Here is a 25,483-nt window from a genome sequence, read left to right as displayed (position 1 = left end):
TCGTCATCCCGTTCATGGCTGCCGTGCGGCGGAGGCGATGCGCCAGCCCTTGGCCGCCTGGCGCTGGGCCAGGAAATGCGCATACAGGCCGCCCTGTGCGCGCAAGGTGGCTGGCGCGCCCTGCTCGCGGAGCGTGCCGCCATCGAGCACGACGATCCGGTCGGCCATGGCCACCGTCGACAGCTGGTGGGCGATGACGATCACCGTGCGCTTGCCGCGCAGCCGCGCCAGCGCCTCGGCGATGGCGGCCTGGTTTTCCGCGTCGAGCGCGGCCGTCGCTTCATCGACCAGCAAAATCGCTGCATCCTTGACCAGCGCGCGGGCAATCGCGATGCGCTGGCGTTCGCCGCCGGACAGGCGCGCGCCGCCCTCGCCCACGGGGGTGTCGAGGCCCTGCGGCAGGCGGGCGATGATCTCGGCCACGCCCGCCTGGCGCACCGCGTCCAGCACCTCGGCATCGGTGGCGCCGGGCTTGCCGAGGCGGATGTTGTCGCCGATGCTGCCCTGGAACAGATAACTGTCCTGGAAGATCTGGCTGATCTGCCCTGCCAATTGTTCGCTGGACATGTGCCGCACGTCGACGCCGCCCACCAGCACCGCGCCTGCACTGGCGTCGAAGAAGCGCGCGATCAGGCGCACCAGGGTCGTCTTGCCGGAACCGGAAGCGCCGATCAGCGCCGTCATGCTGCCGGGCGCAATCTGCAGATTGATATCCGTCAATACGTCGGGCTGATCCTGTGCATAGCGGAAGTGCACCTTGCGCAGCTCGACCGCGCCATCGCGCGGCGCCTGCGGCCTGCCTGCTTCCGGCAGCGGCTGCACGGCGAAAATATCGCGCGCCGCATCGAGCGGGCCGCGTGCACCGCGCAGCACTTCGCCGTAGCTGGCCACTTCCTGCAGCGGGTCGACGAAGCGTACCACCAGCAGCAAGGCCACGATGACGGCGATGGCTTCTGCCGTTTCAAGCGCACCGCCAAGGCGGCTATCGAGCCACAGCGCGGCGGCAGCCAGCAAGGCGGCAAAGATCGCTTGCACGGCCCAGGCGTTGAGCACCGACGACAGTGCCGACAGGTAAATGAGCCTCGTACCCGCATGGCGCTGCCCATCGATGGCTTGCTGCAGGAAACGCGTGCCGTCGCCGCCGCCGTCACCACTGAAGGCGCGCAAGACGGATTGCGCTTGCGCAAACTCAACCAGCCGCTGGCTGGTCCGGGCAAAATGGTGGTGATAGGCTTCGTCCGCGCGCTGGCCCAGGTGCGCCGTGAGCCGCAAAGCGCTGGCCAGCAGGGGCAGCGCCAGCAGCGCGATGAGACCGAGCTGCCAGTGCAGCGCGAACAGCGCGGCGAGCAGCACCACGGGCGTGACGGCGCCGCAGATCACGGGCGTGAGTACGTGGGCGGGCAGTTGCGCCACGTTCATCATGCCTTGCGTGATGAGGTGGCCCAGTTTTGCCGTGTTGTCCGGCGTGAACCAGCCGACGGGCAGGCGCGCCACATGGTCGCCCAGGCGCTGGCGCGCCCCTTGCAGCACCGTCACGCCCACGCGCACGCCGGCTTTTTCCACCTGGCGCCGCCAGCCCCAGCACGCGACCAGCCCGGCCAGCAGCACCAGCAGCCACAGGGCCGCGCCGCCTGCGTCGCCGCCCAGCAGCCTGCCCAGGGCCAGCACCAGCGCCGTGATCGTCAAGCCGCTCAGCACGCCGTACGCGAGCGCCATGGCACAGTAGCGGCGGAACACGGGCGCATCGTCGCCCAGCAATTGTATGAATGTCTTCAGCATGGCAGCACCGTTTCTTCCGGGGAATCCTGATAGCCGCCCAGCGTCCACAATCGCGCATAGCGGCCCTTGTCTGCGAGCAATCCGGCATGGCTGCCCTGCTCGGCGATGGCGCCGTTCTCGACGACGATAATGTGGTCGGCGTGCATGATGGTGTCGAGCCGGTGCGCGATCACCAGCAGGGTGCGGCCCCGGGTAAAGCGCGACAGCGCATCCTGGATCGCCACTTCGTTTTCCGCATCGGCCGCGGCCGTCGCTTCGTCGAGCACCAGCACGGACGGGTCGAGCAGCACGGCGCGGGCGATGCTCACGCGCTGCAGTTCGCCGCCGGACAGTTGCGCATCCTCGCCGATGACGGAATCGTAGCCGCGCGGCAAGGCCAGGATGCGTTCGTGGATGTTCGCCAGGCGCGCCGCCTCTTCAATTTCCTGCAAGCTGGCCGATGGCCTGCCCAGCCCGATGTTTTCGCGCACGCTGGCGTGGATCAGCCGCACTTCCTGCAGCACGAAGCCGATGCGCCGGTACAGCTCGGGCGTGGCGATATGCCGCAAATCGACGCCGCCGAGCGTGATGCGCCCTTCGGTCGGGTCGAAAAAGCGCAGCAGCAGCCGCGCCAGGGTCGACTTGCCGGAACCGGAAGCGCCGACGATGGCCGTCACCGTGCCAGGGCGCAAGGTCAGGTTGATGCCTGACAACACCTTGTTCTGCCCGTCGTAGGCATAGCCCACGTTCTCCATGCGAATCTCGGTGCCGTTGGGCAACTGTTGCTCATCCGGCGCCGGCTGCGCCAGCACGGGCGTATCGAGCAAGGCCAGCACGCGCTGGGCAGCACCGGTGGCGTTGTTGAGGTCGTGCGTCAGGTAATGCAGCAGCAGCATCGGCGCGGAAATGCCGGGCGCCACGAGGGCGAACGGCAGGATATCCACGGGCGCCATCGCTCCCAGCGCCACGAACACGGTGCCGGCAAGCACCACCACGCCCAGCACGGCGACGGGCGCGATCAGCGCGTTGGCATTGGCCATCGAACCGACCAGCGGGCGCGTGAAGGCAGAAAATGCATCGGCAAAAGAGTCGACGGCCGCGCGGTAACTGCCGTGCGCGCGTCCCGTGACGCCGAAGGCCTTGACCACGGGAATGCCGTTGACGAACTCCACCACGGCATTGTTGATGCGCCCCATGCCGGCGACGAATTGCGCCATATTGCCGCTGCTGGCCTTCATGGCCCGGCCGAAGAACAGGAAAAAACCGGGAAACGGCAAGATCGCGACGAGGGCCAGGCGCCAGTCCATGGCGAACAGGTAAATGACGGAAATGGCAATGGCGCCCACGGCGCGCCCGGTCGTCGTATAAAAGTGGGCGGTGAGGCTGTGCAGGGTGTTGATGTCATCCTGCATCGCCTGCTTGACTTCGCCCGAGGCCCGGCCGGTGAACCAGCCCAGCGGCACTTGCCCCAGGCGCTGCATGGCTTGCAGGCGCAGTTGATGGGTGAGGCGGTTGTCGGCCAGGTGCGCGGCCAGCTCGCCCAGCGCCATCAGCGCCATGCCGAGGAACAGGCTAGCGACGCTGGCGATGATGGTGGGCCAGAGGCCACCTTGCGCCAGCGCAGGGTTCAGCGCGATGTTGGCGATGTGCGCGATGCCCGCCAGCGGCACCAGGGTCAGCATGGAACCGGTGCCGGCCAGCACGGCGGCAACGATCAGGCGCCCGCGGATGGGACGCAGTATCCGGCTGATGGGGCCGGCTTGAGGGCTTGGGCTACTCATGGGAACAACGGGGAAAAACGTGCATAAGTTCAATGGATAAGGGTGGCTCTTACCCTATATCCCGAACGAGAATGCAAAACCCTCAATCGGCCCCGCGAAATTGTCAGGCAGCGGCCTGGGGCATGGCTTGCACCGTGACCCAATAGCGCGTGCGCGCCAGGATTTGCACGGGCAAGGCCAGCGCCAGGTTGTGCAGCGCGCGGTCCGTGTCGCGCAGGGAAAACACCCCGTTGACCGTCAAGCCGGCCACGGCCGGATCGCAGCGCAGCAGACCGGGCCGGTAGCGGGCCAGTTCCGCGAGCAAGGCATCGAGGCGCATGTTGTCGGCCACCAGCACGCCCTTGGTCCAGGCCGCCGCGCTGGCCGGCACGGGGGCGGCCGATTGCACGATGTCTGCCGAGAAGATGGAGCTGTAGCCCGTGGCGATGCCCACGGCGTGGCCCGGCGCATGCGCGAGGCGTATTTCGACGGCGCCCTCGAACACGGCCACGCGCGACGTGTGTTCGTCTTGTCGTAAAGTAAAACGCGTACCGAGCGCCCGCACCGTGCCGTGGCGGCCCTGCACGCGGAACGGCCGCTGCGCCGGATCGGGATCGTGGGCCGTGGTGACGAGGATTTCGCCGCTGCGCAGGATCAGCAGGCGCTCGCTGGCGTCGAAGCGCACGTCGATGGCGGAAGCGGAAGCGAGCATCACGCGCGTACCGTCAGGCAAGGTAATCTCGCGGATCTCGCCAGTGGCCGTGCCGTGGCCTGCCGTGGCCGCTTGCCAGGCATCCGTGCCGCGCGCCGCATACAGCATGCCGCCCACGGGCAGCAGCACGGCCAGCAGTTTCAGGGCTTGGCGGCGGTTCAGGTAGGCGGCCGGTGCCGGTTCGCGCAGCGCGTGCCGGGCCGCGTCGCGCGGCACGCTGTGCAGCTTGCCTTCGAACGCCTGCAGGCGCTGCCAGGCGAGGTCGTGGTGCGGATGGGCGGCGCGCCAGCGGGCGCAATCGGCCCGGTCCTCGTCGCTGGCGTCGTCAGACCACAGGCGCGCCATCCACTGGGCCGCCTGCTGCACGATGGCGGGTGCAATCACCACTTCCACGGTTCAGCCGCCCTGCCCGTGCAGGGCCTGGTAGCAGGCCAGCAAGCCGGCGGCGATGTATTTTTCCACGGACGAGACGGATACCTGCAGTTCGGCGGCGATGTCGCGGTAGCTCAGGCCGTCCAGTTTGCACATCAGCAAGGCTTTGCGCGCCTTGGCGGGCAACTGGTGCAGCACGGCGTCGATTTCCGTCAGCGCCTCGATCACCAGCGCGCGCTCTTCCTCGGACGGCGCCAGCGCTTCGGGCACCAGGGCCAGCACGTCCAGGTAAGCCGTCTCGATCTGGCGGCGCCTGTACAGGTCGATGACCATGCCGTTGGCAATCTGCGTCAAGTGGCGGCGCGATTCCCCGGCCGGCGGCACGCGCCCCGTCTTCATCAGGTGCAGGTACACGTCGTGCGCCAGGTCGGCAGCATCGAAGGCATTGCCCAGCTTGCGCCGCAGCAAGCCACGCAACCACTGATGGTGATCGGTGTACAGACTGCTGACTTGCTGATGAAGCGCTGACTCGGCGGTGCTCACGATACCCTTCCTGTCGCCAACGGCCGGCAAGAACAGGCGCATCGGATTATAAATGAGAATTATTCTCATTGTACGCGGAGTCACAAGGAAAGCGCAATACGGCCCGCTGTCAGCCCTGCTGCCGGGCGGGCTTGAACAGCCTGAAAGCGGCCCGCAGCGACGGCCTGTAGATGTACAGTGCGGCAGCGAGCAGCGCGCCCCACGCCAGCGGAGCAAGCGCCCCCAGGCGGTGGGCAAAGAACGCGTGGCCCGCTGCCAGCAGCGACAGCAGGAAAGCGCTCAGGTAGAGCGAGCGGCGCGGCAGCGGACGCCAGACGCGCATGCCCAGTTCCGTCTTGACGACAAAATACACGAGAAAACCCAGCAGTTGCGACACGGCGGCGCCCGTGGCGCCACAGCGCGGCACCAGCACGGCGCCCGCCAGCAACGTCGTCAGCAAGCCTGCCGCGAAGGCTGCGATGGAGAGTGAAGGACGGCGGGCCAGATTGATGCCGACGCCGCTCACTTCCGCCAGGGCATACAGCAGCGGCTGGCCCACGGCGGCCACCGCCAGGTACGCAACGCCATGGTAGTTGGGAGGCAAGACCCAAACGATCAGCCAGGCCAGGGCGCCCGCCAGGCAAAATCCCACTACGACGATGGCTTGCGCATGCCGGCAAATGGCGACAATATTCGACAGGTCGCCGCCGGCCGCGGCCCATTTGTGTACTTGCGGTATCCAGACGATCGTAAAAATCGACTGCACCAGCCAGGCCCCGGCGGCCACGCGCATGGCCAGCGCATAAATACCGAGCTCGTCAAAGCCGGCAAAGAAACGCAGCAAGCCCATGCCGGCCGACAACATGAACATATAAAAAATCCCGCTCACGAGCAGTGGCCCCGCCTCGGAAAGCAGGCGCAGCAGCAGCACCCGGTCCACGGCGGCGCGCCAGGCCTGCGCCAGCGATACGCGTGCATGCCACAACAGCCATAAGGTGACCAGCCAGGTGGTGACCACGACCAGGCTCGCCAGGTGCACGAAATTGCGCTGCGGATCCCACCACAGTACAGGCAGCAGCAACAGCAGCGACATTTTCGGCAATACCTGCGCCAGGCCGAATACCCAGGCGCGCTCCTGCATGCGAAAGAGCTGCGCGATCAGGCGATTGGCCAGGGCGCTCAGCATGCCGGCAGCGAACAGGATGGCCAATGCAGGTTGCGCCACATCAAATAACAGTTGCGCTACCGGCGCCGCAAACACGAGTATCACGGCCAGGGCCACGGGCGCGAGCAGCACGGCCGGCAGCAAACATGCTTTCAGCAAGCCGCTACGACTCGTGCTGTAGTGGTATTCATGCAGGAAGGCCTTGTCCAGCCCCAGCGACAGCAACAAACCGGCCACCGTGCAGGCGGTCATGAAGAAATCCAGCTTGCCGATGTCGGCAGGCGGAAACAGCCAGGCCACGGCAGGCACGGTGGCAAGGCTGCACAGCAGCGACAAAATGGGGCCGGCTGAAAAACCCGCGAGACGAGTCAGGCGCATCGTTCAGCCGGCCCGGGCATCTCAGCCATGCCTGTCGTTGGAGAAGCGATACGGCACCGTGTCCGAATCGGCCGGCACGCGCCAGTGGTCCGGCGCATCATAGCGATACGCATGGTCCACCGCATTGACGAGGATGGCAGGCGAGCCGCAGTAATTCTGCACGCCATGCCAGACACGCGGCGGCACGACGAGCAGGCCGGGACGCTTGGTGCCCAGCTTGAATTCGTTGAGCATGCCAAAGGTCGGCGAATCCTCGCGCGCGTCGTACAGCACCACGCGCATCTGGCCCGCCGCCACGAACAGGCGGTCCGTCGTGATGGCATGCGCATGCCAGGCGCTCAGTCCGCCCGGCTCCAGGGTCGAGGCGAATATCTGGCCGATCTGCGCCGCATCGGGCACCCATTCAGTACGGAAAATTTCGGTCAGGCTGCCGTATGCCGTCAAGACAGGCTTAATTTCCTGAAAGATCACGCCATCAATCAAGGCAGGCGCCGTCGGCTTCCATTCCTTGGTAATGCTTTCGCCATCCTGTTTCGCGCCAGCCAACAACCAGTTATCTTTCTCAGCCACCAGATCTACCCCTAGAAATTTTTATAAAAATGCTCTTATGTATTGCAACGGTATTATCTATCGCCGCGGCATGTCATTCAATCCCCGGCGGCGGCGCAATTCACGTAAAAAGGTGCCTTTGCGCCAATACTTGAGCCAGAACCCGGGATGCGGCGGCCACAAGCCCAGCATATAGCAAAGGCGGCGCGACAAAGCTTTCAAGGTCGTCAGGGCGGACAGTAGCGGCGCAATCAGGCGCTCATGGCCCACTTTGCCATACAGCGTGGTAACAGCCTGCAGAATATTGAACGGATCTTGCATGTGCGCCCACCAGTACGCATGCTCGCCGTGCTGCCGCTCCAGGTAGGCATTGCTGCGGCTGCCAGACTGGATCAGGATGGCGCCGATGCGGGGATGGGCCAGCATCGGCCGCCCCGCGCGATACACGCGGTGCAACCAGGCTTGCGACGGCCAGCAGCGCACTTCCCATGATGGTTGCCATGGCCCGATCTGCCGGGCCAGCTCCAGCCGCATGACCCACAGCGAAGCCGGCACGTCCATCCACGGACGGTACGCTTGCACACCATCCGCCAGCGCCCCCACCATGTGATATCCGACAGGCAAGACCACCAGTCCCTGGCCAAAGACCAGCTCGGCCCCGGTGCGTTCGAGGAGATCGATACTGCTTTGCAAATGATCAGGCAACCACAGGTCATCGTGGTTCAGGAATGCCAGATAGTTGCCACGCGCCAGGCTGATGCCGAGATTGTTGGGTCCCGTCTGCTCGCCGTAATTGACCTCCAGATTCACAAAGCGGATACGCGCGTCACCGAACGCGGCGACCACCTCGGCGGTATCGTCGGTGCAGCAATCGCCGACGATAATCAGTTCCCAGTCCTGCAAGGTACTGGCGAGTGCCGATTGAATCGCATAGCCGAGGATATTGCTCCGGTTATACGTGGCCATGACAATGGAAACGAGCGGTTGTTTCTCTGACGCCATAACAGACCTTTCACATCACAGACAAAAAAATGCCGCCCAAATACATTGAGCGGCATTTCGCAATGGACAAATGCAATAGCTTGCTGGCGCTCGCCAGCAAGCATCTGTCCTTAGACGTTGAACAGGAAGTTCAGCACGTCGCCATCCTTGACCACGTATTCCTTGCCTTCGGCGCGCATCTTGCCCGCTTCCTTGGCGCCCGCTTCGCCCTTGTAGGCGATGAAGTCGTCATAGGCAATGGTTTGCGCGCGGATGAAGCCGCGTTCGAAGTCGGTGTGGATTACGCCCGCCGCCTGTGGCGCCGTGGCGCCCACAGGGATGGTCCAGGCGCGCACTTCCTTCACGCCCGCCGTGAAATAGGTTTGCAGGCCCAGCAGCTTGTAGCCGGCGCGGATCAGACGGTCCAGGCCCGGCTCTTCCATGCCCATGTCGGCCAGGAAGGCGCCCTTGTCGGCGTCGTCCAGATCGGCGATTTCCGCTTCCAGCGCCGCGCAGATGGCGACGATAGGGGCGTTTTGCGATTGCGCATACGCCGTCAGTTGATCCAGCAGCGGATTATTGGTGAAACCCGAGTCGGAAACGTTGGCCACGAACATGGCCGGCTTGGCCGTGATCAGGCACAAAGGCTTGATCAGCTCCATTTCGTCGGCGTCCAGGCCCATGGCGCGCACCGGCTTGGCGTCGTTCAGGTAAGGCATCATGCGTTCCATGATGGCCAGCAGCTTGGCCGCGTCCTTGTCGCCCGAGCGGGCTTTCTTGTTTTCGCGGTGGATGGCTTTTTCCACGGTACCCATGTCGGCCAGCGCCAGTTCGGTCTGGATGACTTCGATATCGTCGAGCGGGTTGATCTTGCCGGCCACGTGGATGACGTTGTCATCCTCGAAGCAGCGCACGACGTTGACGATGGCGTCCGTCTCGCGGATGTGCGACAGGAACTGGTTGCCCAGGCCCTCGCCCTTCGATGCACCGGCCACCAAGCCGGCGATATCGACGAATTCCACGATGGCATTGACCATGCGTTCCGGCTTGACGATGGCGGCCAGCGCATCCATGCGCGGATCCGGCACTTCGACGACGCCGACGTTCGGCTCGATGGTGCAGAACGGATAGTTTTCAGCCGGAATGCCGGCTTTCGTCAGTGCATTGAACAGGGTGGACTTGCCGACGTTCGGCAAGCCGACGATACCGCATTGGAGACTCATGGAAAACCTTTAATAATCAAAGCACATGGCGCCGTCTATCGGCGTGCTTGCCGTGCTGTTAGGGAAAACGGGGTCGATGGTGCGCCCTTTTCCGGGGATAGTGCGTGTGCTGCATTTCAAGGGGTCAATTGTACCCGTGTCGCGCGCGCTTCAAAAGCCCGATGATGGGCAAATGACGCCAAAACGGCCGTATCATGACGCCATCAGGCCCTGTTCTCAGGCCGTATGCAGTTTCATGGTCGCCGCCTCGAACTTGCCTTCGACGATCTGCGGCATGACCTGCAAGGATTTTTCTATCGCTTGCTCGATCAGCTCCTGGTCTTCGCGGCGCGGACGGTGCAGGACGAAATCGGCCACCTGCTGCTGCAGGCTCAGGGTGCGCGGGTGGCCGATGCCCAGGCGCAAGCGCCAGTAATCCTGCGTGCCCAGCGCGGCCGTGATGTCTTTCAAGCCATTGTGGCCGCCGGCCGAGCCGCCCTTCTTCAGACGCGCGATGCCGGGCATCAAGTCCAGCTCATCGTGCACGACGAGCACTTCATCGGCAGCGATCTTGAAAAAGCGCGCCAGCGCGCCCACGGACTGGCCCGAGCGGTTCATGAAGGTCAGCGGTTCGAGCAGCCAGACTTCCTTGCCGCCGATGGAGGTCTTGGCCAGCATGGCGTTATAGCGCGAATCGCGCTGCAAGCGCGTGCCAGGCAAGCTGTTGGCAAGGTTGTCCACCAGCCAGAAGCCGGCATTGTGGCGGGTTTGTTCGTATTCGGGTCCCGGGTTGCCGAGGCCGACGATCAGGCGTATGGGCATGGCGATGTCTGCAGTGTAAAAACGTATTATCGGTGAAAACGGGCAGAAAAAAACCCGCCGGGACGAACCAGGCGGGTTTTTCCTTGCGACTACCGCATTGCTGCGGCGGCAGAATTACTTCTTGTCAGCAACAACTTCAGCAGCAGCGGCTTCAGCAGCAACGTGGCCGGCCGGTACCGAAGCGGTAGCGATGGTCAGGTTGGCGCCGTGGGTGACAGCGGTCACGCCAGCTGGCAGGACCAGGTCGCCGACGTGCAGCGAGTGACCGACGTCGATGTTCGACAGGTCAACGTTGATGAATTCTGGCAGTTGGCCTGGCAGGCACGAAACTTCGATTTCGTTGGCTACGTGGCTGATGGTCGCGCCGTGCAGTTTGACTGCTGGGGAAACGTCAGCGTTTACGAAGTGCAGCGCCACTTTCACGTGGATAGCTTGCTTAGCGTCAACGCGCTGGAAGTCAGCGTGCAGAACCAGTTGTTTGTATGCGTGGACTTGGAAGTCGCGCAGCAGAACTTGCTGGGAAACGCCGTCGATTTCCAGATCCAGGATCGACGAGTGGAACACTTCTTTTTTCAACGCGTGGTACAGGGCGTTGTGATCCAGCGAGATCAGCACTGGGGCTTCAGCGCCACCGTAGACGATACCAGGGGTTTGGCCGGAAATGCGCAGGCGGCGGCTCGCTCCGGAACCTTGCAATTCGCGTTTAAATGCGATAACTTTCATGTGAAACTCCAAGAAGAACAAGGCTTGCGCCTTGTGTTATGAGGATTCCCGCGACCAGGAATCCTCGAAAATGGGTGAAAACACCCCGAAAACTAAAACACTGCGGCGCAACAGGCAAAAAGCCGGTCGCGCCGCAGGCATTACGTCTTTTACTACTACGCTATTTAGTCAATAAACAGCGAGATAACCGAATCACCCTTGATGATGCGTTTGAACGTCTCGGCCAGCAGCGGCGCGCACGTCAATTGACGGATCTTGCCGCAGGCCAGGGCCGCTTCGGACAGGGGGATCGTATCGGTCACGACCAGCTCATCGAGTGGCGAGGCCGAAATACGGTCGATCGCCGGGCCCGACAGCACCGCATGCGTGCAATACGCCACGACTTTTTTCGCGCCACGCTCTTTGAGCACTTCGGCAGCCTTGGTCAGGGTGCCTGCCGTGTCGACCATGTCATCCATGATCACGCAGTTGCGGCCTTCGACTTCACCGATGATGTTCATCACTTCGGACACGTTCGCTTTTGGACGGCGCTTGTCGATGATGGCCAGGTCGCAGCCCAGGCGTTTGGCCAGGGCGCGCGCACGTACCACACCGCCGACGTCCGGCGACACCACCAGCAGATCCTGGTAGTTTTTCTTTTGCAGGTCGCCCAGCAAAATTGGCGAAGCGTAAATATTGTCGACTGGGATATCGAAGAAACCTTGAATCTGGTCAGCGTGCAAGTCCATGATCAGGACGCGCTCGACACCGGCTTCTTCCAGCATGTTCGCCACCACCTTGGCCGAAATCGCCACACGCGCGGAGCGTGGACGACGGTCTTGGCGGGCGTAGCCGAAGTAAGGAATCGCGGCAGTGATGCGGCCGGCGGAAGCACGTTTCAAGGCATCAACCATCAGCATGATTTCCATCAGGCTGTCGTTGGTTGGAGCACAGGTGGATTGCAAAACAAAAACATCCTTGCCGCGCACGTTTTCGTTAATCTCGACCATTACTTCGCCGTCGGAGAATTTCGAAACGTTTGCTTTACCGAGAGGGATGCCGAGGTTTTTTGCGACCCCCTCTGCCAACGCTGGATTCGCGTTGCCGGTAAAAACCATCAGGTTTTCGTAAGCCATGGGAGTCCCAAGAGGTGATATAGAAGTCTTGAAAAGCACTAACCGGGCATAGGCCCGGTCAGTCATTGTTTAGAATATGCCGCGTGGCGGCACATCTGCTTTTTCCCGCACTGGACGCCAACTTCGCATCGACAGACTACGGTGAAATGGTGGCAGGGGAAGAAGGATTCGAACCTTCGCATGCTGGAATCAAAATCCAGTGCCTTAACCAGCTTGGCGATTCCCCTACGTTACTGACTGCTTGCCGTCATGTTGGCCAGTATTATACCGACTTTTTGACGCTAAGCAAAATCTTTTTTTGCTCTTTACAACATGGTGAGCATCGGGTGGCGATTCAGCGCTTTTGCCTTCCAGGCGATCCAGACTGGTGGCACATTGCTGAGCACCGCATCCGCTTCTTCCTGACTGCCAAACGCACTAAACACACAAGCACCGGAACCAGTCATCCTGGCTTCACCGTAAGCACCCAGCCATTCTACCGCATCTGCTACCGGCTTGAAAAGACTGCATGCTACTTGCTGTAAATCATTCTTTCCAAACCCGCCCGCATCGTTTCCTTCTGCGAGGTACCTGGAAAAGTCCGCTATTGTGACGGGTTCGGTATTCCTCGTCAAGCCTTCCGCGCAAAAAATTGCGGCGGTGGGCACTTGCACGCCCGGCTCGATCACCACATACCAGCATGCGGGCGTGGCGACTGGCTGCAAGGCCTCGCCCACGCCTTCGGCAAAGGCGTTTTCGCCAAAGATGAAAAACGGGATATCGGCGCCCAGCGGCAAGCCCAGCGCCATCAGTTCCTCGCGCGTCAAGCCGGCCTGCCACAAACGGTTCAGCGCCATCAGCGCCGTGGCCGCATCGGACGAGCCGCCACCGAGGCCGCCGCCCATGGGCAGCACCTTGTCGATGGCGATATCGACGCCGCGCGGCAAGGCGCCCGTGCGGCGCAGCACGTCGGCCTGCAGCAGCCTGGCGGCGCGGATGATCAGGTCCTGCTCCTGCGGCACGCCGGCCAGCTCCGTCACGCGGACAATCGCCGTGTCGTCGCGCAGCGCGAAGTGCAGGGTGTCGCCATGGTCGAGCAACTGGAACACCGTCTGCAGCAGATGGTAGCCATCGGCGCGGCGGCCGTTGACGTGCAAAAAGAGGTTCAGCTTGGCCGGAGCCGGGCAGTTATTCAGGGTAGTCAACGTCATTGTGCTTGAGCCGATGGGGCGGGATCGAGCACGATGCGCAGCGAGACGGCATCGGCCTGCGCGCTGGCATTGCGTTCGGCATCGATACGCCGCGGTTGGGGCAAGGCGCCCGGTGTATTGTCGGCCGCATTTTGCCCTATTTCTTGCCACGACACATAGCGCAAGCGCCAGCCATCTTTGGTCGTCACGCTGTCGTTGGCCGGCGAAGCGATGAAACGCTTGCCATCGGCGCCCACGGCATAGCCTTGCAGCCAGTCGCGCAAGCCCGACACGGGCAAGGACCAGCCCAGCAGCTGTGCGCTCAGGGTATCGACGTCGGGCGCGCTGCGCGGCGCCTTGCCGCTCTGCGTCAGCACGGCCTCTTGCGGCGTGACGGCGATCGTCGCCAGCGTGCTGCCGACGGGCGTATACAGGGTCACGTCCGTGCGCTGCGCCGTCTGCTGCCAGTTGAAATTGACGGTGGCCGATTCGGGCTTGTCATCCTTCTGGTACACGACGTTCAGGCGGCCCGTCAGCTCCACCTGTTCGCGGTAAGGCGCGACGGTAGTAGCGGATGGCGCGGCGCCGGATGAGGATGGGGAGCTCAGGGTCGAGCATGCCGAGAGGGACAGGCAGACGAGAGCCAGGGGGAGAAGTTTTTTTAACATGGGCACAAGGAAAAACCAGCGCTATGGCGCTGGTTTTTTATAGTTGAGTTAATCGATTCAATCACAGACTGACATTCAGGCGCGCCAGCGTGCTTTTCAGCGCATCGTTTTTCGGGTCCTTGCCTTGCGCCTCGCGCCACAGCTTTTGCGCTTCGGCCTTGTCGCCCTTCTGCCACAGCACTTCGCCCAGGTGGACTGCGATTTCCGGATCGCTGCGCACGGCATAGGCGCGGCGCAGCGCATTTTCCGCGGCGGCCAGGTTGCCCATGCGGAACTGCACCCAGCCCATGCTGTCCATGATGAAAGGGTCGCCCGGCGCCATCCGCAAGGCTTTTTCGATCAGCGCATGGGCTTCCTGCAGGCGGATGCCCCGTTCGGCCAGCGAGTAGCCCAGGGCGTTATAGGCATGCTGGTTGTCGGGCGCCAGCGCCATCACGCGGCGCAGGCTGGCCTCCATCAGGTCCAGCTTGTCGAGACGCTCGGCCAGCAAGGCATAGTCGTACAGCAGCTCCGGATTGTCGGGGAAGCGCAGCAAGGCGTTTTCCAGCACCGTGTACGCGCTTTGCACGTAGCCAGCGTCGCGCAGGAACTGCGCGTCGACCAGCAGCACCTGCGCCTGGCTTGCCGGATCATCCGTTTCGATTTCCGTCAGCGCCTTGCGCGCCGCATCGAGATTGCCGCCACGGGCGATCAGCTGGGCGCGCCGCAAGCGCGCCTCGACATAACCGCTTGATGCGCTGTTGTCGACCTTGTCCAGCCAGGCGATGGCGCCGGCCGTGTCGCCGCGCGTCTCGGCGATCTGCGACAAAATCATCAGGGCCTTGAATGGATCGCGCGTGTCGCCAGGGGATTTGTCGAGCACGGCCAGGAAGCGCTTGAAATACTGCTCCGCGCCCTTGGTGTCTTCCAGTTGCAGCGCCACGATGCCGAGCGCGTACAGGGCGCCCACGTTATCGGGCGCGCTTTTCAGCAGCAGCTGGAACTGCTCGCGCGCCGGCTCCAGCTGTTTTTGTTCGACCAGCAGGCGCGCGTATGCGCCGCGCACTTCGACGGCGTCCGGATTCTTTTGCAGGAAAGCGGCCAGCACCTTGCCCGCCGCCTCGGGCTCGCCCGTCACCTGCGCCAGTGTCAGCGCGGCCAGCTCGGAGTTGGGCTTGATCGCCAGCGCCTTGTTCGCCTCGCCGATGGCGCGGTCACGCTCGCCGAGCGACAAGGCGCCCTGCGCCAGCACCAGGTGCGCTTCGAACATGTCCAGGTAAGGCTGCACCAGGCGCGTCAGCATCGAATAGGCGTACAGCTTGTCATTCGAGCGCGACAAAATCTGCTGCATCTGGAAGAGGGCCACGCCCCGTGCGCCTTGCGGCGCATTGGCCAGGCGTTCGGCAAAAATCGGTTCCGCTTCCTCGATCTTGTCCGTCAGGACGACGAAACCGAGGAAGAACTGCGTCGCCTCGTCCGAGTCGGGCGCCAGCTCGCGCCACAGGCGGATGGCCGCCAGCGCCTCGCCGCCCTGCTTGGCGGCCAGTGCCATTTCGGAAGCGCGCCGCGCCAGGCGTGGATCGCGCGTCTGCTGCGCCGCCACCATCATCGTCACGTACGGCCCTTGCCACTGGCCGCTCTTGAATTCCATTTCAGCCTTCGTCAGCTTGTACAGCAAATCGCTGCTCAACTCGACCTTGGGCAAGCCGTCCGGCTCCTGCGGCGCGGCGGGCGCGGCCGCAGAAGGGCTGGCCGCGGCATCGGCAGGGGCAACAGGCGTCTGCGCCATGGCATGCGTGGCCATCAGGGCGGACAAGGTTACAATGGCGAAAGCGTTTTTCAAAGGCTGATCCTGGCTAAACGGCAAAGTTTGATTCTACGCCCAACGCGGCTATCGCGTACTTCACGTATGTAACGAAATATATACGTCGCGTCGGCGTGGCATGCCAGAGCCAGCCCTCGGCCCGCAAGCCGCCTGTTTTTTACCCGGTTTTCCACCATTCGAGCCCTATGCCAGAATTGCCAGAAGTCGAAGTCACACGGCGCGGTGTCGCGCCCCACCTCGAAGGGCGCGCCGTGCGCTCCGTCGTGCTGCGCCGCGACGGCCTGCGCTGGCCCTTCCCCCCTGCCCTGGGCGAACAATTGTCGGGGCAAACCATCGGCCTGACGGGGCGGCGCGGCAAATACCTGCTGATCCACTTCCGCCACGGCACCCTGATCATCCACCTGGGCATGTCGGGCCACTTGCGCGTGCTGCCGACGGGGACGCAGGCGCAAAAGCACGACCATTTCGACCTCGTCGTGGAGGACGCGGACGGCGGCAGCCAGGTGCTGCGCATGACGGATCCGCGCCGCTTCGGCGCCGTGCTGTGGCACGACGAGGCCGATGGCCCGCTGGACGGCCACGCGCTGCTGCGCGGCCTGGGCACGGAACCGCTGGAAGGCGGCTTCACGGGCCAGTTGCTGTTCGAAAAAACGCGCAACAAGAGCACCAACATCAAGCAGGTGCTGATGGCGGGCGACATCGTCGTCGGCGTGGGCAATATCTATTGTTCCGAAAGCCTGTTTCGCGCGGGGATCAACCCGAAGACGCCGGCACGGCGCATCGGCCTGGCCCGCTATGAGAAACTGGCGCAGGCGATCCGCGACGTGCTGGCCGAAGCCATCGTGCAAGGCGGCAGCACCCTGCGCGACTTCATCGGCGTGAACGGCCAGTCCGGCTACTTCCAGCAGACGTATTTCACGTACAACCGCGCGGGCAAACCCTGCCGCGTCTGCGGCGCGCCGGTCCGGCAAATCGTGCAGGGACAGCGTTCCACGTTTTACTGCGTGAATTGTCAAAAGTAAGCACACTCACAGAGGGAGCCAGATGGTCAGAGACCTGGAACAATACAGCGCATGGCGGCAGGACGTGCAGGCCGCCTTGCAGGCATACCGGCAAGCCGCCGGCGCGGCGGGCCTGGTCGACGGCGCCTCCGCGCTGCGTCTGGCCCGCTGTGGCTCCCGCCTGCTCGATGACCGTTTATCCGTCGCCTTCGTGGCGGAATTCTCGCGCGGCAAATCCGAGCTGATCAACGCCATCTTCTTTGCCGGCTATGGCCAGCGCATCCTGCCCTCGGGCGCGGGCCGCACCACCATGTGCCCCACCGAGCTGCTGTACGACGCCGCCTGGCCGCCATCGATCCGGCTGCTGCCCATCGAGACGCGCGCGCAGAACCTGTCGACCAGCGACTACCGCGAGCTGCCCGCTGCCTGGACCGTCCTGCCCCTGAACATCGAGGCGGGCGACGACATGCAGGAAGCCATCCGCCAGGTCAGCCTGACGAAAAAAGTCAGCGTGGAAGAAGCGGCGCGCTACGGCCTGTACGACGCCGGCGACGCCGACGCTCCCGCCATGCTCGACGAGGACGGCCAGGTGGAAATCTCCATGTGGCGCCACGCCATCATCAACTTCCCCCATCCGCTGCTGAAACAGGGCCTCGTCATCCTCGACACGCCCGGCCTGAACGCCATCGGCACGGAGCCGGAACTGACATTGAACCTGATCCCGAATGCGCACGCGGTGCTGTTTATCCTGGCGGCCGACACGGGCGTCACGCGCAGCGACATCGAAGTGTGGCGCAACCATATCGGCTCCGGCGCGGGACGCCTGGTGGTGCTCAACAAGATCGACAGCATGTGGGATGAATTGCGCGGCGACGCCGAAGTGGCGCAGGCGATCGAACGCCAGCAGGCCAGCGTGGCGCATCTGCTGACGCTGGACGCGGGCCAGGTGTTTCCCGTCTCGGCGCAGAAGGCCCTGGTGGGCAAGATCAACCACGATGCGGCGCTGCTGGAAAAGAGCCGCCTGCAGGCGCTGGAGACGGCCCTGTTCGAGGAGCTGATCCCCGCGCGCAAGGACATCATCCGGCGCCAGCTGGCGTTCGACCTGGACGCCATCGAAGCGGCGCAGCAGGTACAGGCGGCGGCCCGCGCGCGCGGCATCGCCGAGCAGCTGCACGAACTGCACAGCCTGCGCGGCAAGAACCAGAGCGTGATCGCGCACATGATGCGGCGCATCGACATCGAGAAGAAGGAATTCGACAGCAGCCTGTTCAAGCTGCAAGCGACGCGCGCCGTGTTTACCCGGCTGTCGACGGAGCTGTACACGAGCCTGGGCATGGACATCGTGCGCGACGATATCGACGGCGTGCGCGCCGCCATGCAGCGCAGCCGCTTTTTCACGGGCCTGCGCGAAGCCGTGCGCCAGTATTTCGAGCGCATCGGCCAGAACCTCGACCGCTCGGAAGGCAAGACGGCCGAGATCACGGAAATGATGAACGTGATGTACCGCAAATTCGCCTCCGAACATGGCCTGGCACTGGCCTTGCCGATGCCGTTTTCGCTGGCCCGCTACCGCCAGGAGATCGCCGACATCGAAGCCGTCTACCATAAACAGTTCGGCACGGCGACCCTGCTGACCACCAGCCGGGTCGTGCTGATGGAAAAATTCTTCGACACCATCGCCTCGCGCGTGCGCCGCAGTTTCACCAACGCCAATGACGACGCCAGCGCCTGGCTGAAAGTCATCATGGCGCCGCTCGAGGCGCAGATCGTCGAGTACAAGGAACAGCTGAAACTGCGCTTTGCCTCGATCCAGCGCATCCACGACGCCACGGGCAGTCTGGAACAGAAAATCGCCGGCTTCGAGGCCAGCCTGGCGGCGCTCGAACGCGACAAGGCGCAGCTGGCGCAATTGCTGGCCGCCTTGCGCGCAGCCAGCGCCGCATGAACCCTACGCACTGAATACAACACTGGAATCCTGCATGAAACGTCTGCTGCATCCGCTCTCGCCCGCCACGGGCGCGGCACCCCTGGAAGACTATATCGACCCGACTTTTTCCGCCACCGTCATTGCCTGGCAAAAGCAGCATGGCCGCCACGCGCTGCCGTGGCAAAACACGCGCGACGCCTACCTGATCTGGCTGTCCGAAATCATGCTGCAGCAAACGCAGGTGACGGCCGTACTCGGCTACTACGCGCGCTTCCTCGAACGCTTCCCCACCCTGCGCGACCTCGCTGGCGCGCCGGTGGAAGACGTGATGGCGCAGTGGAGCGGCCTCGGTTACTACACGCGGGCGCGCAACCTGCACAAGTGCGCGCAGCGCGTGGTGGCCGAGTATGACGGCGTGTTCCCCAGCGACCCGCTGCTACTGGCCGACCTGCCCGGCATCGGCCGCTCGACGGCGGCCGCCATCTCCGCGTTTTCCAGCGGCACGCGGGCGGCCATCATGGACGGCAACGTCAAGCGCGTGTTTGCGCGCACCTTCGGCATCGATGCCTATCCCGGCGAAAAACGGGTCGAGGAAGCCATGTGGCGCCGCGCCGAGGCGCTGCTGCCTGAAACCGGTATCGAAGCCTACACGCAGGGCCTGATGGACTTCGGCGCCACCCTGTGCACGCGCAGCAGCCCCGATTGCGGCCGCTGCCCGCTGCAGCCGCGCTGCGTGGCCTACGCCACCGGCCGCACCAAGGATCTGCCAGTACGCAAACCGAAGAAAACCAGCCCGGAAAAACACGCCGTCATGCTGGCTATCATCGACGACGGCCAGGTGCTGCTGGAGCAACGCCCCGGTTCCGGTATCTGGGGCGGCCTGCTGTCGCTGCCCGAACTCGACGGCCATATGCTGGCAGATGAAGACGCACCGCGCGAGATAAGCCAGGAGGCGCTGGCGCGCGCCGTGGCGCCGTTCGGCGCAATCGAAACGCAGGAGCGCTTGCTGCCCATCGTGCACGTGTTTACCCACTACAAGCTGCACATCGTCCCCTGCCGCATCACCCTGGCACGCCGCCTGGCGCTGGCAGGGGAAGCGACGCACGTCTGGTACGACGGTGCGAAGATCACCGATGCGCCGCTGCCCGCACCGATCAAGAAACTGCTGCTGGATCTGTTCGGCGATGCGCGTTCGGCGCAGCGCAGCATGTTCTAGTGCTGCGTTTTTTACTGTTCGCGCTGGCGGCGCTGTGTCTGCACGGCGCGCAGGCAGCTGACGAACTGCCGGAAGTGCGTATCGGCGTGCTGGCCTACAAGGGCGGCGACGCCGTGCAGCAGGACTGGTCGTACGTGACGCGCCACCTGCAGGCGAGCATTCCCGGCATCCGTTTCATCCTGGCCGACTACGACCAGGCGGGCCTGACGCGCGCCGTGCAGTCGCAGGCCATCGCCTTTGCCATCACCAGCAGCGGCCACTACGTGGCGCTCGAACACAGCGACGGCGCCAGCCGCATCGCCACGCTGGAGTCGCCGTGGACGGACTCGCCGCGCCAGGCCATCGGCTCGGCCATCGTCGTGCGCAGCGCGTCGCCGCTGCACGACCTGGCCGACCTGGCGGGCAAGAACGTGATGGCGGTGGCGCCCGATGCGTTTGGCGGCTACCAGATCGCCGCGCGCGAACTGCAGGAAGCGGGCATCGATCCCACGCACGATTTTGCCAGCCTGCGCTACAGCGGTTTCCCCTCGCAGCAGATCGTCGAGGCCGTGCGCGCGGGCCACATGGATGCCGGCATTGTGCGCACCTGTTTGCTGGAACAGATGGTGGCAAGCGGCGAAGTGCGGGCCGAGGAACTGCGCGTGATCACCACGCGCCCGATTCCCGGTTTTCGCTGCGCCAGCTCATCGCGGCTGTATCCGGACTGGCCCTTCGTGGCCCTGCGCCAGACGCCGCCAGCGCTGGCGAAAAAAGTGGCGCAGGCCCTGCTGGCCATGCCGCGCACCAGCGAAGGCTACAGCTGGACGGTGCCCAGCGATTACCAGATCGTCGATGAACTGTTCCGCGAACTGCGCATCGGCCCCTACGCCTATTTGAACAAGCTGACGTTCGAGACGGCCCTGCGCCGCTACTGGGGCTGGATGCTGCTGGTACTGGCCTTGCTGGTGGCCTGGGCCGTGCATACGGTGCGCGTGGAATACCTGGTCAGCCGGCGCACGGAGCAATTGCGCGCGGCCCAGCACCAGCAGCGCGCGCTGGAGGAACAGGCGCGCCAGCGCCAGGCCACGCTCGACCACACGGCGCGCCTGGCCATCCTGGGCGAGATGGCCAGCGCCATCGCGCACGAATTGAACCAGCCGCTGGCGGCCATCGGCAATTTCGCGCGCGGCATGGCGCGCCGCATCACGGCGGGGCGGCTCGATGCGGCGCCCCTGCTCGATGGCGCGCAGGAAATCGCCACGCAAAGCGAGCGCGCCGGCGCCATCATCCGCCACATCCGCGCGATGGCGCAAAAGCGTCCCGCGCACAGCACGGCCTTCGCCCTGGCCGACGCCGTGGAGCAAGCGGTATCGCTGTTCCGCGCGGCCCATCCGCAAGCGAACATCAGCTGGCGCCACGAGGCGGTCAGCGCGGCACCGCGCGTGCTGGCCGACCCGCAGCAAGTGCAGCAGGTGCTGCTCAATTTATTGAAAAATGCGCTCGACGCGCAGGTGGAAAACGACCATCCGCAGCACCCGATCGGCGTGTTGCTGCACCGGGAGAACGGCGCCTGCACGGTGGCCGTGCGCGACGCCGGCTGCGGCCTCGATGCGGCGCAAATGGCGCGCCTGTTCGAACCGTTTTTTACCACCAAGGCCGAAGGCCTGGGGCTGGGCATGTCGCTCAGCAAAAGCATCATCGAGTCGTTCGGCGGCAGCCTGTCGGCCCATGCCAACGCCGATGCGCCAGGCTTGACGGTCTGGTTCCGCCTCCCCGAAGATACGCATATGGAAGCAGATAAGGAAACACCATGAACGAAAGCGATGCGATCATCTTTGTCGTCGACGACGACGCCGCCATGCGCCGCTCGCTGGCCTATCTGTTCGATTCGGCCGGCTGGCAAGTGCAGACGTTCGAATCGGCGCGCGACTTCCTGCAGCGCTACGATGGCCATGTGCCGGGCTGCCTGCTGCTCGACGTGCGCATGCCGCTGATGAGCGGGCTGGAACTGCAGCAGGAGTTGAATAACAGGACCGGACACGCCATATCGCTGCCCGTGATTTTCCTCAGCGGCCACGGCGACCTGGCCATGGCCGTGCAGACGATGAAGGCGGGCGCCTGCGATTTCCTGGAAAAGCCCTGCAAGGATCAGGTGCTGCTCGATGCCGTCAGCCGGGCCGTGGCCCGCAGCGTGGAAGAAAGCCGCAGCGCCGCCAGCGCGAATACGGCGCAATCGGCGCTGGCCAGGCTCACCGCGCGCGAGCGCGAAGTGGCGCTGCTGATGGCCGAAGGCAAGGCCTCGAAAGTCATCGCCCGCGAACTGGGTATCAGCGACAAGACGGTGCAGGTGCACCGCCATAACGCGATGGAAAAACTGGGCCTGCATTCAGCAGCCGAGGTAGCCCGGCTGCTGATGGCGGGCGGACAAATCTAGGCCCGCACGATGCGCGCCGGCAGCCCCTGCCGCACCGACGTGCCCGAGACGGGATCGACGAACACGTTCTTGTCGCCGCGGCTCGGGTCCGTCAGCCCCAGGTCGTTCAGGTTGATGCCCGCGCCGATGGCCGGTTCATCGGGCTGGCGCAGCTTGCCGATGCGGTGGGCGCGCGCGCCGTGCTCCTTGTGGCCGAAGCCGTGCTCGACGGCGATCACGCCCCGCTGCACGCCATGGCGCAGCATCACCGTGGCCCTGGCTCTGCCGCCCGGCGTTTCCAGGTAAATCTGGTCGCCATTCTCCAGCTTCAGATGCGCCGCATCGTCGGGATGCACGGCGACCGGGTTGTCCGGATGGATGCCGCGCAAGCGCCGCGCACCGATGCTGTAGGAGTTCTGCAGCGCCGATTTAAAACTGATCAACTCGAACGGCCATTCGCTGGCCGGGTAGGTTTTGCGCACGGGCGTGCCGTCGGCGAAAGCCGCCACCCTCCACGCGGGCGTACCGGGAAAACGCTTGCCGCTCAAGCTGTTCTTGCTCACGCCCAGCCCCTCGTTGTACAGCATCATCGGTTTCAGGTAGCGGTGCGTGGACCAGTCCTGCGGGTACGGCGTCTCGTCGACGACCGGTGCGGCAGCCGCCGGTGCCTTGGCATTCGCTGGCGGCGGCAGGCGCAGGCCGAACATCTCGCCATAGCTCTGGTAGCGCCCTCCCCGCGCCAGCATGAAGGCCACCTTGCGCCACTCTTCCGGCTTCAGGGTGCGCTCCAGTTCGGGGCGGATGCGCGCCACGCCGGACAGCGCGATGTCGTCGTCGCTCGCCTCCGGCACGCCCGTCTTGCCCTGCCAGGCGATATTGGCGCCGCCGCGCAGATACCAGTCTTCCGCGCGCTGCAGGGGGAAGCGCTGGCCCTCCATGTCTTGCAGGGCTTCCGGGCCGAAGCCGGGCAAGGCCATCGTTTTTGCCAGCGCAATGAAGAACGATTCCATGCAGATGGTCTGGCCGTCCGGCGTCTTTTGCACGCGCGGTTCGACCACGGGCCAGCGCGCCGTGCTCATTTTGACGGGCATGCCGCCCCAGGCGCCGGCCCAGCCCCAGCTTTCATACAGCAAGGTATCGGGCAGCAGGTAGTCGGCAAACGCCGAGCTTTCATTGATGAAGGGGTCGATGGCGACGATCAGGGGAATCTTCTTCGGATCGGCCAGTTCCTTGCCGATCTGCGCGCGCAGCCCCGTGATGCCGTACACGGGATTGCAGCTCCACAGGATCAGCGCCTTCAAGGTGTAGGGATAGCCGTTCATGGCGCTGGTAAGCCATTCGGTGGCCAGCGCGGGCGCGTTCGGATACCACGGCGCCTTGGCCGGATAGGCCTTGCCCGCTTCCTTCTTCAGCTTGAATTCCGAGGTTTTTTCATACGGTACGTTGCGCCCGATGGGCATGCCGGCCGGCTTGATCTCGCCGTCGAAACTCTCGAGGTTGTAGCGCGGGCCGGGGCCCGCATCCTTGAAGCTGCCGCCGTTGACGAGGGTGCCGCCCTTGCGGTTCAAGTTGCCGATCAGGGTATTGAGCATGACCAGCGCGTACGCGTTATAAAAGCCGGCGCCCGACATCATGCCGCCGTGCGCATTGACGGCGGCGCGCTTGCCATGGCTGGTCAGTTCCCGCGCCAGGCCTTCGATGATGTCGCGGGGGATGCCGCAGGCGCTGGAATAGTCATCCATGCTGTGGCGCTGCGCTTCTTCGTTCAGCATCGTCATGGCCGTCTTCAAGTGCAGCGGCGCGCCCGCCACCTCCAGCGGGCCGTCAAAGAACAGGCGCGCCTCGCCCTTGGCGGCGTTGTGCGGCACGATCGCTTGCGTGGCCGCGTCGATCACGCAGAACGCGTCGCCATCCTTGTAGCGCTCCTCTTCCGCCAGTTCCACCGCGCCGATGTCCGACGCGCGCAGATAGCGGCCGTCGCGCGGATGGCCCTTCTCGCTGATGATCAGATGCGTGGCGTTGCACCAGGCGGCTTCGCCTGCCGCTTCCGCCACCTTCAGGTTCGGCTGCACCAGGAAGTTGCGGTCATAGCGTTCGTGCTCGATGATCCAGCGTATCATCGCCATGGCCAGCGCACCATCCGTGCCCGGCTTGATCGGCACCCAGCGGCTGCGGTCGCCCGCGGCCAGGCTGTCCGCATTCGTCAGCACGGGATCCACGACGACGTAGCTGAATTCGCGCTTGCCCGAACGGGCCTTGGCGATCAGCGTGCCCTGGCGCTTGAACGGGTTGCCCGCATTGCCGGGTGCCGTGCCGACGAAAATGCAAAATTCCGTGTTTTCCAGGTCCACTTTCGCGTGCGGCATTTTCTTCATGTCGCCGAACATGGCGCCCGAGCCGCTGCGGTAAGCACCGCCGCAATACGAGCCGTGGTTGACCAGGTTCAGACTGCCGTACGACTGCTTGAAAAAGCGCGTGCCGAACGCCAGGCGGCCATCGTCGGTGCTGCACATCAGGCCCACCTGGTTCACTTGCGGACCCAGTTCCGGCTGCGCCGGATCGATCGGTCTTTCCAGCTCGCGCAAGGCGCGCAGACCCTGCACATGGCCTTCGCCAAACAGGTCGCCGCCTTCCGTCACTTCCTTCACCAGCTGATCGAAGGCGATCGGCTCCCACTGGCCGCCGCCGCGCGGTCCCACGCGCTTCATGGGCGCCAGCACGCGGAACGGCGACTCCATCTGTTCCAGCACCCCGTTGCCGCGGCCGCAAGCGGTGGAACGTCCCTTCAAGCCCTTTTCCTGGAAGCGTGACAGCGAGACAAAGCTGTCGCGTATCGAGGTTTGATAGGGCAGCGCCGGGTCGGCCGACAGGGGGCTGTAGGGATTGCCCGCCACGCGCAAGACCTTGCCGCTTTTCTTGTCGAGGCGCACGCGCACGCCGCAGAACGTGGTGCAGCCCATGCACATGGTGTAGCTGACCTGCTGGTCCGGATTGAGCGTCAGCTTGCCGGTGGCCGTGTCGACGGAAAACTCGGGCGCCAGCGAATTGCCGTGCAAGCGCTGTACGGGTTTATCCTTGCCCAGCGCATGGTCGACCATGCGGCCGGCCGTGGTGGAAAAGCTGGCGGCAAAGGCGGCCAGCCCGCCGCCGATGGCGCCGTAGCGCAGCAGCTTGCGGCGCTTGTCGTTTTCATCGTCAGGGACGTCGTTGCGGTCGTCGTTGTGTGTACGTTCGTTCATTTTTGACT

General features: G+C 64.3%; 20 protein-coding genes and 1 tRNA gene. 5 read left to right on the top strand and 16 right to left on the bottom strand.

Going from position 1 to position 25,483, the window contains the following annotated elements:
* Positions 1–12: 12 nt before the first annotated feature.
* The 15 genes from IGS61_RS20215 to IGS61_RS20145 form a co-directional block, all read right to left on the bottom strand.
* On the bottom strand, positions 13–1,779 hold the full coding sequence (locus IGS61_RS20215; RefSeq protein WP_230541281.1) for an ABC transporter ATP-binding protein: 1,767 nt from the start codon (positions 1,777–1,779) through the stop codon (positions 13–15).
* Positions 1,773–3,539 carry an ABC transporter ATP-binding protein gene (locus IGS61_RS20210; RefSeq protein WP_230541280.1) on the bottom strand — a complete coding sequence of 589 codons (1,767 nt, stop codon included), beginning with the start codon at positions 3,537–3,539 and terminating at the stop codon, positions 1,773–1,775. The genes IGS61_RS20215 and IGS61_RS20210 overlap by 7 nt, the downstream gene beginning before the upstream one ends.
* A gap of 103 nt (positions 3,540–3,642) precedes the next feature.
* Positions 3,643–4,575 carry a FecR domain-containing protein gene (locus IGS61_RS20205; RefSeq protein WP_230541436.1) on the bottom strand — a complete coding sequence of 311 codons (933 nt, stop codon included), beginning with the start codon at positions 4,573–4,575 and terminating at the stop codon, positions 3,643–3,645.
* 51 nt (positions 4,576–4,626) lie between these two features.
* The gene (locus IGS61_RS20200) at positions 4,627–5,145 is read right to left on the bottom strand and encodes a sigma-70 family RNA polymerase sigma factor (RefSeq protein WP_230541279.1); all 519 of its coding nucleotides are present in this window, start codon (positions 5,143–5,145) and stop codon (positions 4,627–4,629) included.
* 109 nt (positions 5,146–5,254) lie between these two features.
* A complete protein-coding gene (locus IGS61_RS20195; RefSeq protein WP_230541278.1) occupies positions 5,255–6,667 on the bottom strand; it encodes a lipopolysaccharide biosynthesis protein in 1,413 nt (470 codons plus the stop codon).
* Between the two features lie 21 nt (positions 6,668–6,688).
* Positions 6,689–7,237 (bottom strand): dTDP-4-dehydrorhamnose 3,5-epimerase family protein, encoded by a 549-nt coding sequence (locus IGS61_RS20190; RefSeq protein ID WP_230541277.1) that lies wholly within the window; start codon positions 7,235–7,237, stop codon positions 6,689–6,691.
* A gap of 57 nt (positions 7,238–7,294) precedes the next feature.
* A complete protein-coding gene (locus tag IGS61_RS20185) occupies positions 7,295–8,218 on the bottom strand; it encodes a glycosyltransferase family 2 protein (RefSeq protein WP_230541276.1) in 924 nt (307 codons plus the stop codon).
* A gap of 110 nt (positions 8,219–8,328) precedes the next feature.
* Positions 8,329–9,420 (bottom strand): redox-regulated ATPase YchF, encoded by a 1,092-nt coding sequence (gene ychF, locus IGS61_RS20180; protein ID WP_086145737.1) that lies wholly within the window; start codon positions 9,418–9,420, stop codon positions 8,329–8,331.
* Positions 9,421–9,636: 216 nt separating this feature from the next.
* Positions 9,637–10,221, bottom strand: a complete 585-nt coding sequence (pth, locus tag IGS61_RS20175) for an aminoacyl-tRNA hydrolase (RefSeq protein ID WP_076565268.1) — start codon at positions 10,219–10,221, stop codon at positions 9,637–9,639.
* A gap of 114 nt (positions 10,222–10,335) precedes the next feature.
* Positions 10,336–10,944: a 50S ribosomal protein L25/general stress protein Ctc gene (locus IGS61_RS20170; protein ID WP_128141099.1), complete on the bottom strand. Its 609-nt coding sequence runs from the start codon at positions 10,942–10,944 to the stop codon at positions 10,336–10,338.
* 164 nt (positions 10,945–11,108) lie between these two features.
* Complete coding sequence (locus tag IGS61_RS20165) at positions 11,109–12,059, bottom strand: ribose-phosphate pyrophosphokinase (protein ID WP_034753270.1); 951 nt, start codon at positions 12,057–12,059, stop codon at positions 11,109–11,111.
* A gap of 150 nt (positions 12,060–12,209) precedes the next feature.
* Positions 12,210–12,286: transfer RNA gene (locus IGS61_RS20160), tRNA-Gln, on the bottom strand.
* Between the two features lie 78 nt (positions 12,287–12,364).
* Positions 12,365–13,249: a 4-(cytidine 5'-diphospho)-2-C-methyl-D-erythritol kinase gene (gene ispE / locus IGS61_RS20155; RefSeq protein ID WP_230541275.1), complete on the bottom strand. Its 885-nt coding sequence runs from the start codon at positions 13,247–13,249 to the stop codon at positions 12,365–12,367.
* Complete coding sequence (locus tag IGS61_RS20150) at positions 13,246–13,896, bottom strand: outer membrane lipoprotein LolB (protein WP_230541274.1); 651 nt, start codon at positions 13,894–13,896, stop codon at positions 13,246–13,248. Before IGS61_RS20150 ends, ispE begins: the two co-directional genes overlap by 4 nt.
* A 61-nt stretch (positions 13,897–13,957) precedes the next feature.
* Entirely contained in the window at positions 13,958–15,718 is a 1,761-nt protein-coding gene (locus tag IGS61_RS20145) for a tetratricopeptide repeat protein (RefSeq protein WP_230541273.1), read from the bottom strand.
* Between the two features lie 167 nt (positions 15,719–15,885).
* Here IGS61_RS20145 and mutM point away from each other — a divergent pair, with 167 nt between their 5' ends.
* The 5 genes from mutM to IGS61_RS20120 are packed head-to-tail and all read left to right on the top strand — an operon-like array spanning position 15,886 to position 22,257.
* Entirely contained in the window at positions 15,886–16,722 is an 837-nt protein-coding gene (gene mutM / locus IGS61_RS20140; RefSeq protein WP_230541272.1) for a bifunctional DNA-formamidopyrimidine glycosylase/DNA-(apurinic or apyrimidinic site) lyase, read from the top strand.
* Between the two features lie 22 nt (positions 16,723–16,744).
* On the top strand, positions 16,745–18,646 hold the full coding sequence (locus tag IGS61_RS20135; protein WP_230541271.1) for a dynamin family protein: 1,902 nt from the start codon (positions 16,745–16,747) through the stop codon (positions 18,644–18,646).
* Positions 18,647–18,680: 34 nt separating this feature from the next.
* A complete protein-coding gene (gene mutY, locus IGS61_RS20130) occupies positions 18,681–19,844 on the top strand; it encodes an A/G-specific adenine glycosylase (protein ID WP_230541270.1) in 1,164 nt (387 codons plus the stop codon).
* Positions 19,844–21,637, top strand: a complete 1,794-nt coding sequence (locus IGS61_RS20125; protein WP_230541269.1) for a sensor histidine kinase — start codon at positions 19,844–19,846, stop codon at positions 21,635–21,637. The genes mutY and IGS61_RS20125 overlap by 1 nt, the downstream gene beginning before the upstream one ends.
* The gene (locus IGS61_RS20120) at positions 21,634–22,257 is read left to right on the top strand and encodes a response regulator transcription factor (RefSeq protein ID WP_230541268.1); all 624 of its coding nucleotides are present in this window, start codon (positions 21,634–21,636) and stop codon (positions 22,255–22,257) included. The genes IGS61_RS20125 and IGS61_RS20120 overlap by 4 nt, the downstream gene beginning before the upstream one ends.
* Here IGS61_RS20120 and IGS61_RS20115 read toward each other — a convergent pair.
* Complete coding sequence (locus IGS61_RS20115; protein WP_230541267.1) at positions 22,254–25,475, bottom strand: molybdopterin dinucleotide binding domain-containing protein; 3,222 nt, start codon at positions 25,473–25,475, stop codon at positions 22,254–22,256. The two genes, IGS61_RS20120 and IGS61_RS20115, sit on opposite strands and share 4 nt — an antisense overlap.
* Positions 25,476–25,483 lie beyond the last annotated feature (8 nt).

This window comes from Janthinobacterium sp. FW305-129 (assembly GCF_020858115.1).
Taxonomy (GTDB): Bacteria; Pseudomonadota; Gammaproteobacteria; order Burkholderiales; family Burkholderiaceae_D; genus Janthinobacterium.
The sequence above is the reverse complement of the archived record's forward strand: the minus strand, read 5'-3'. Positions and strand labels throughout refer to the sequence as shown.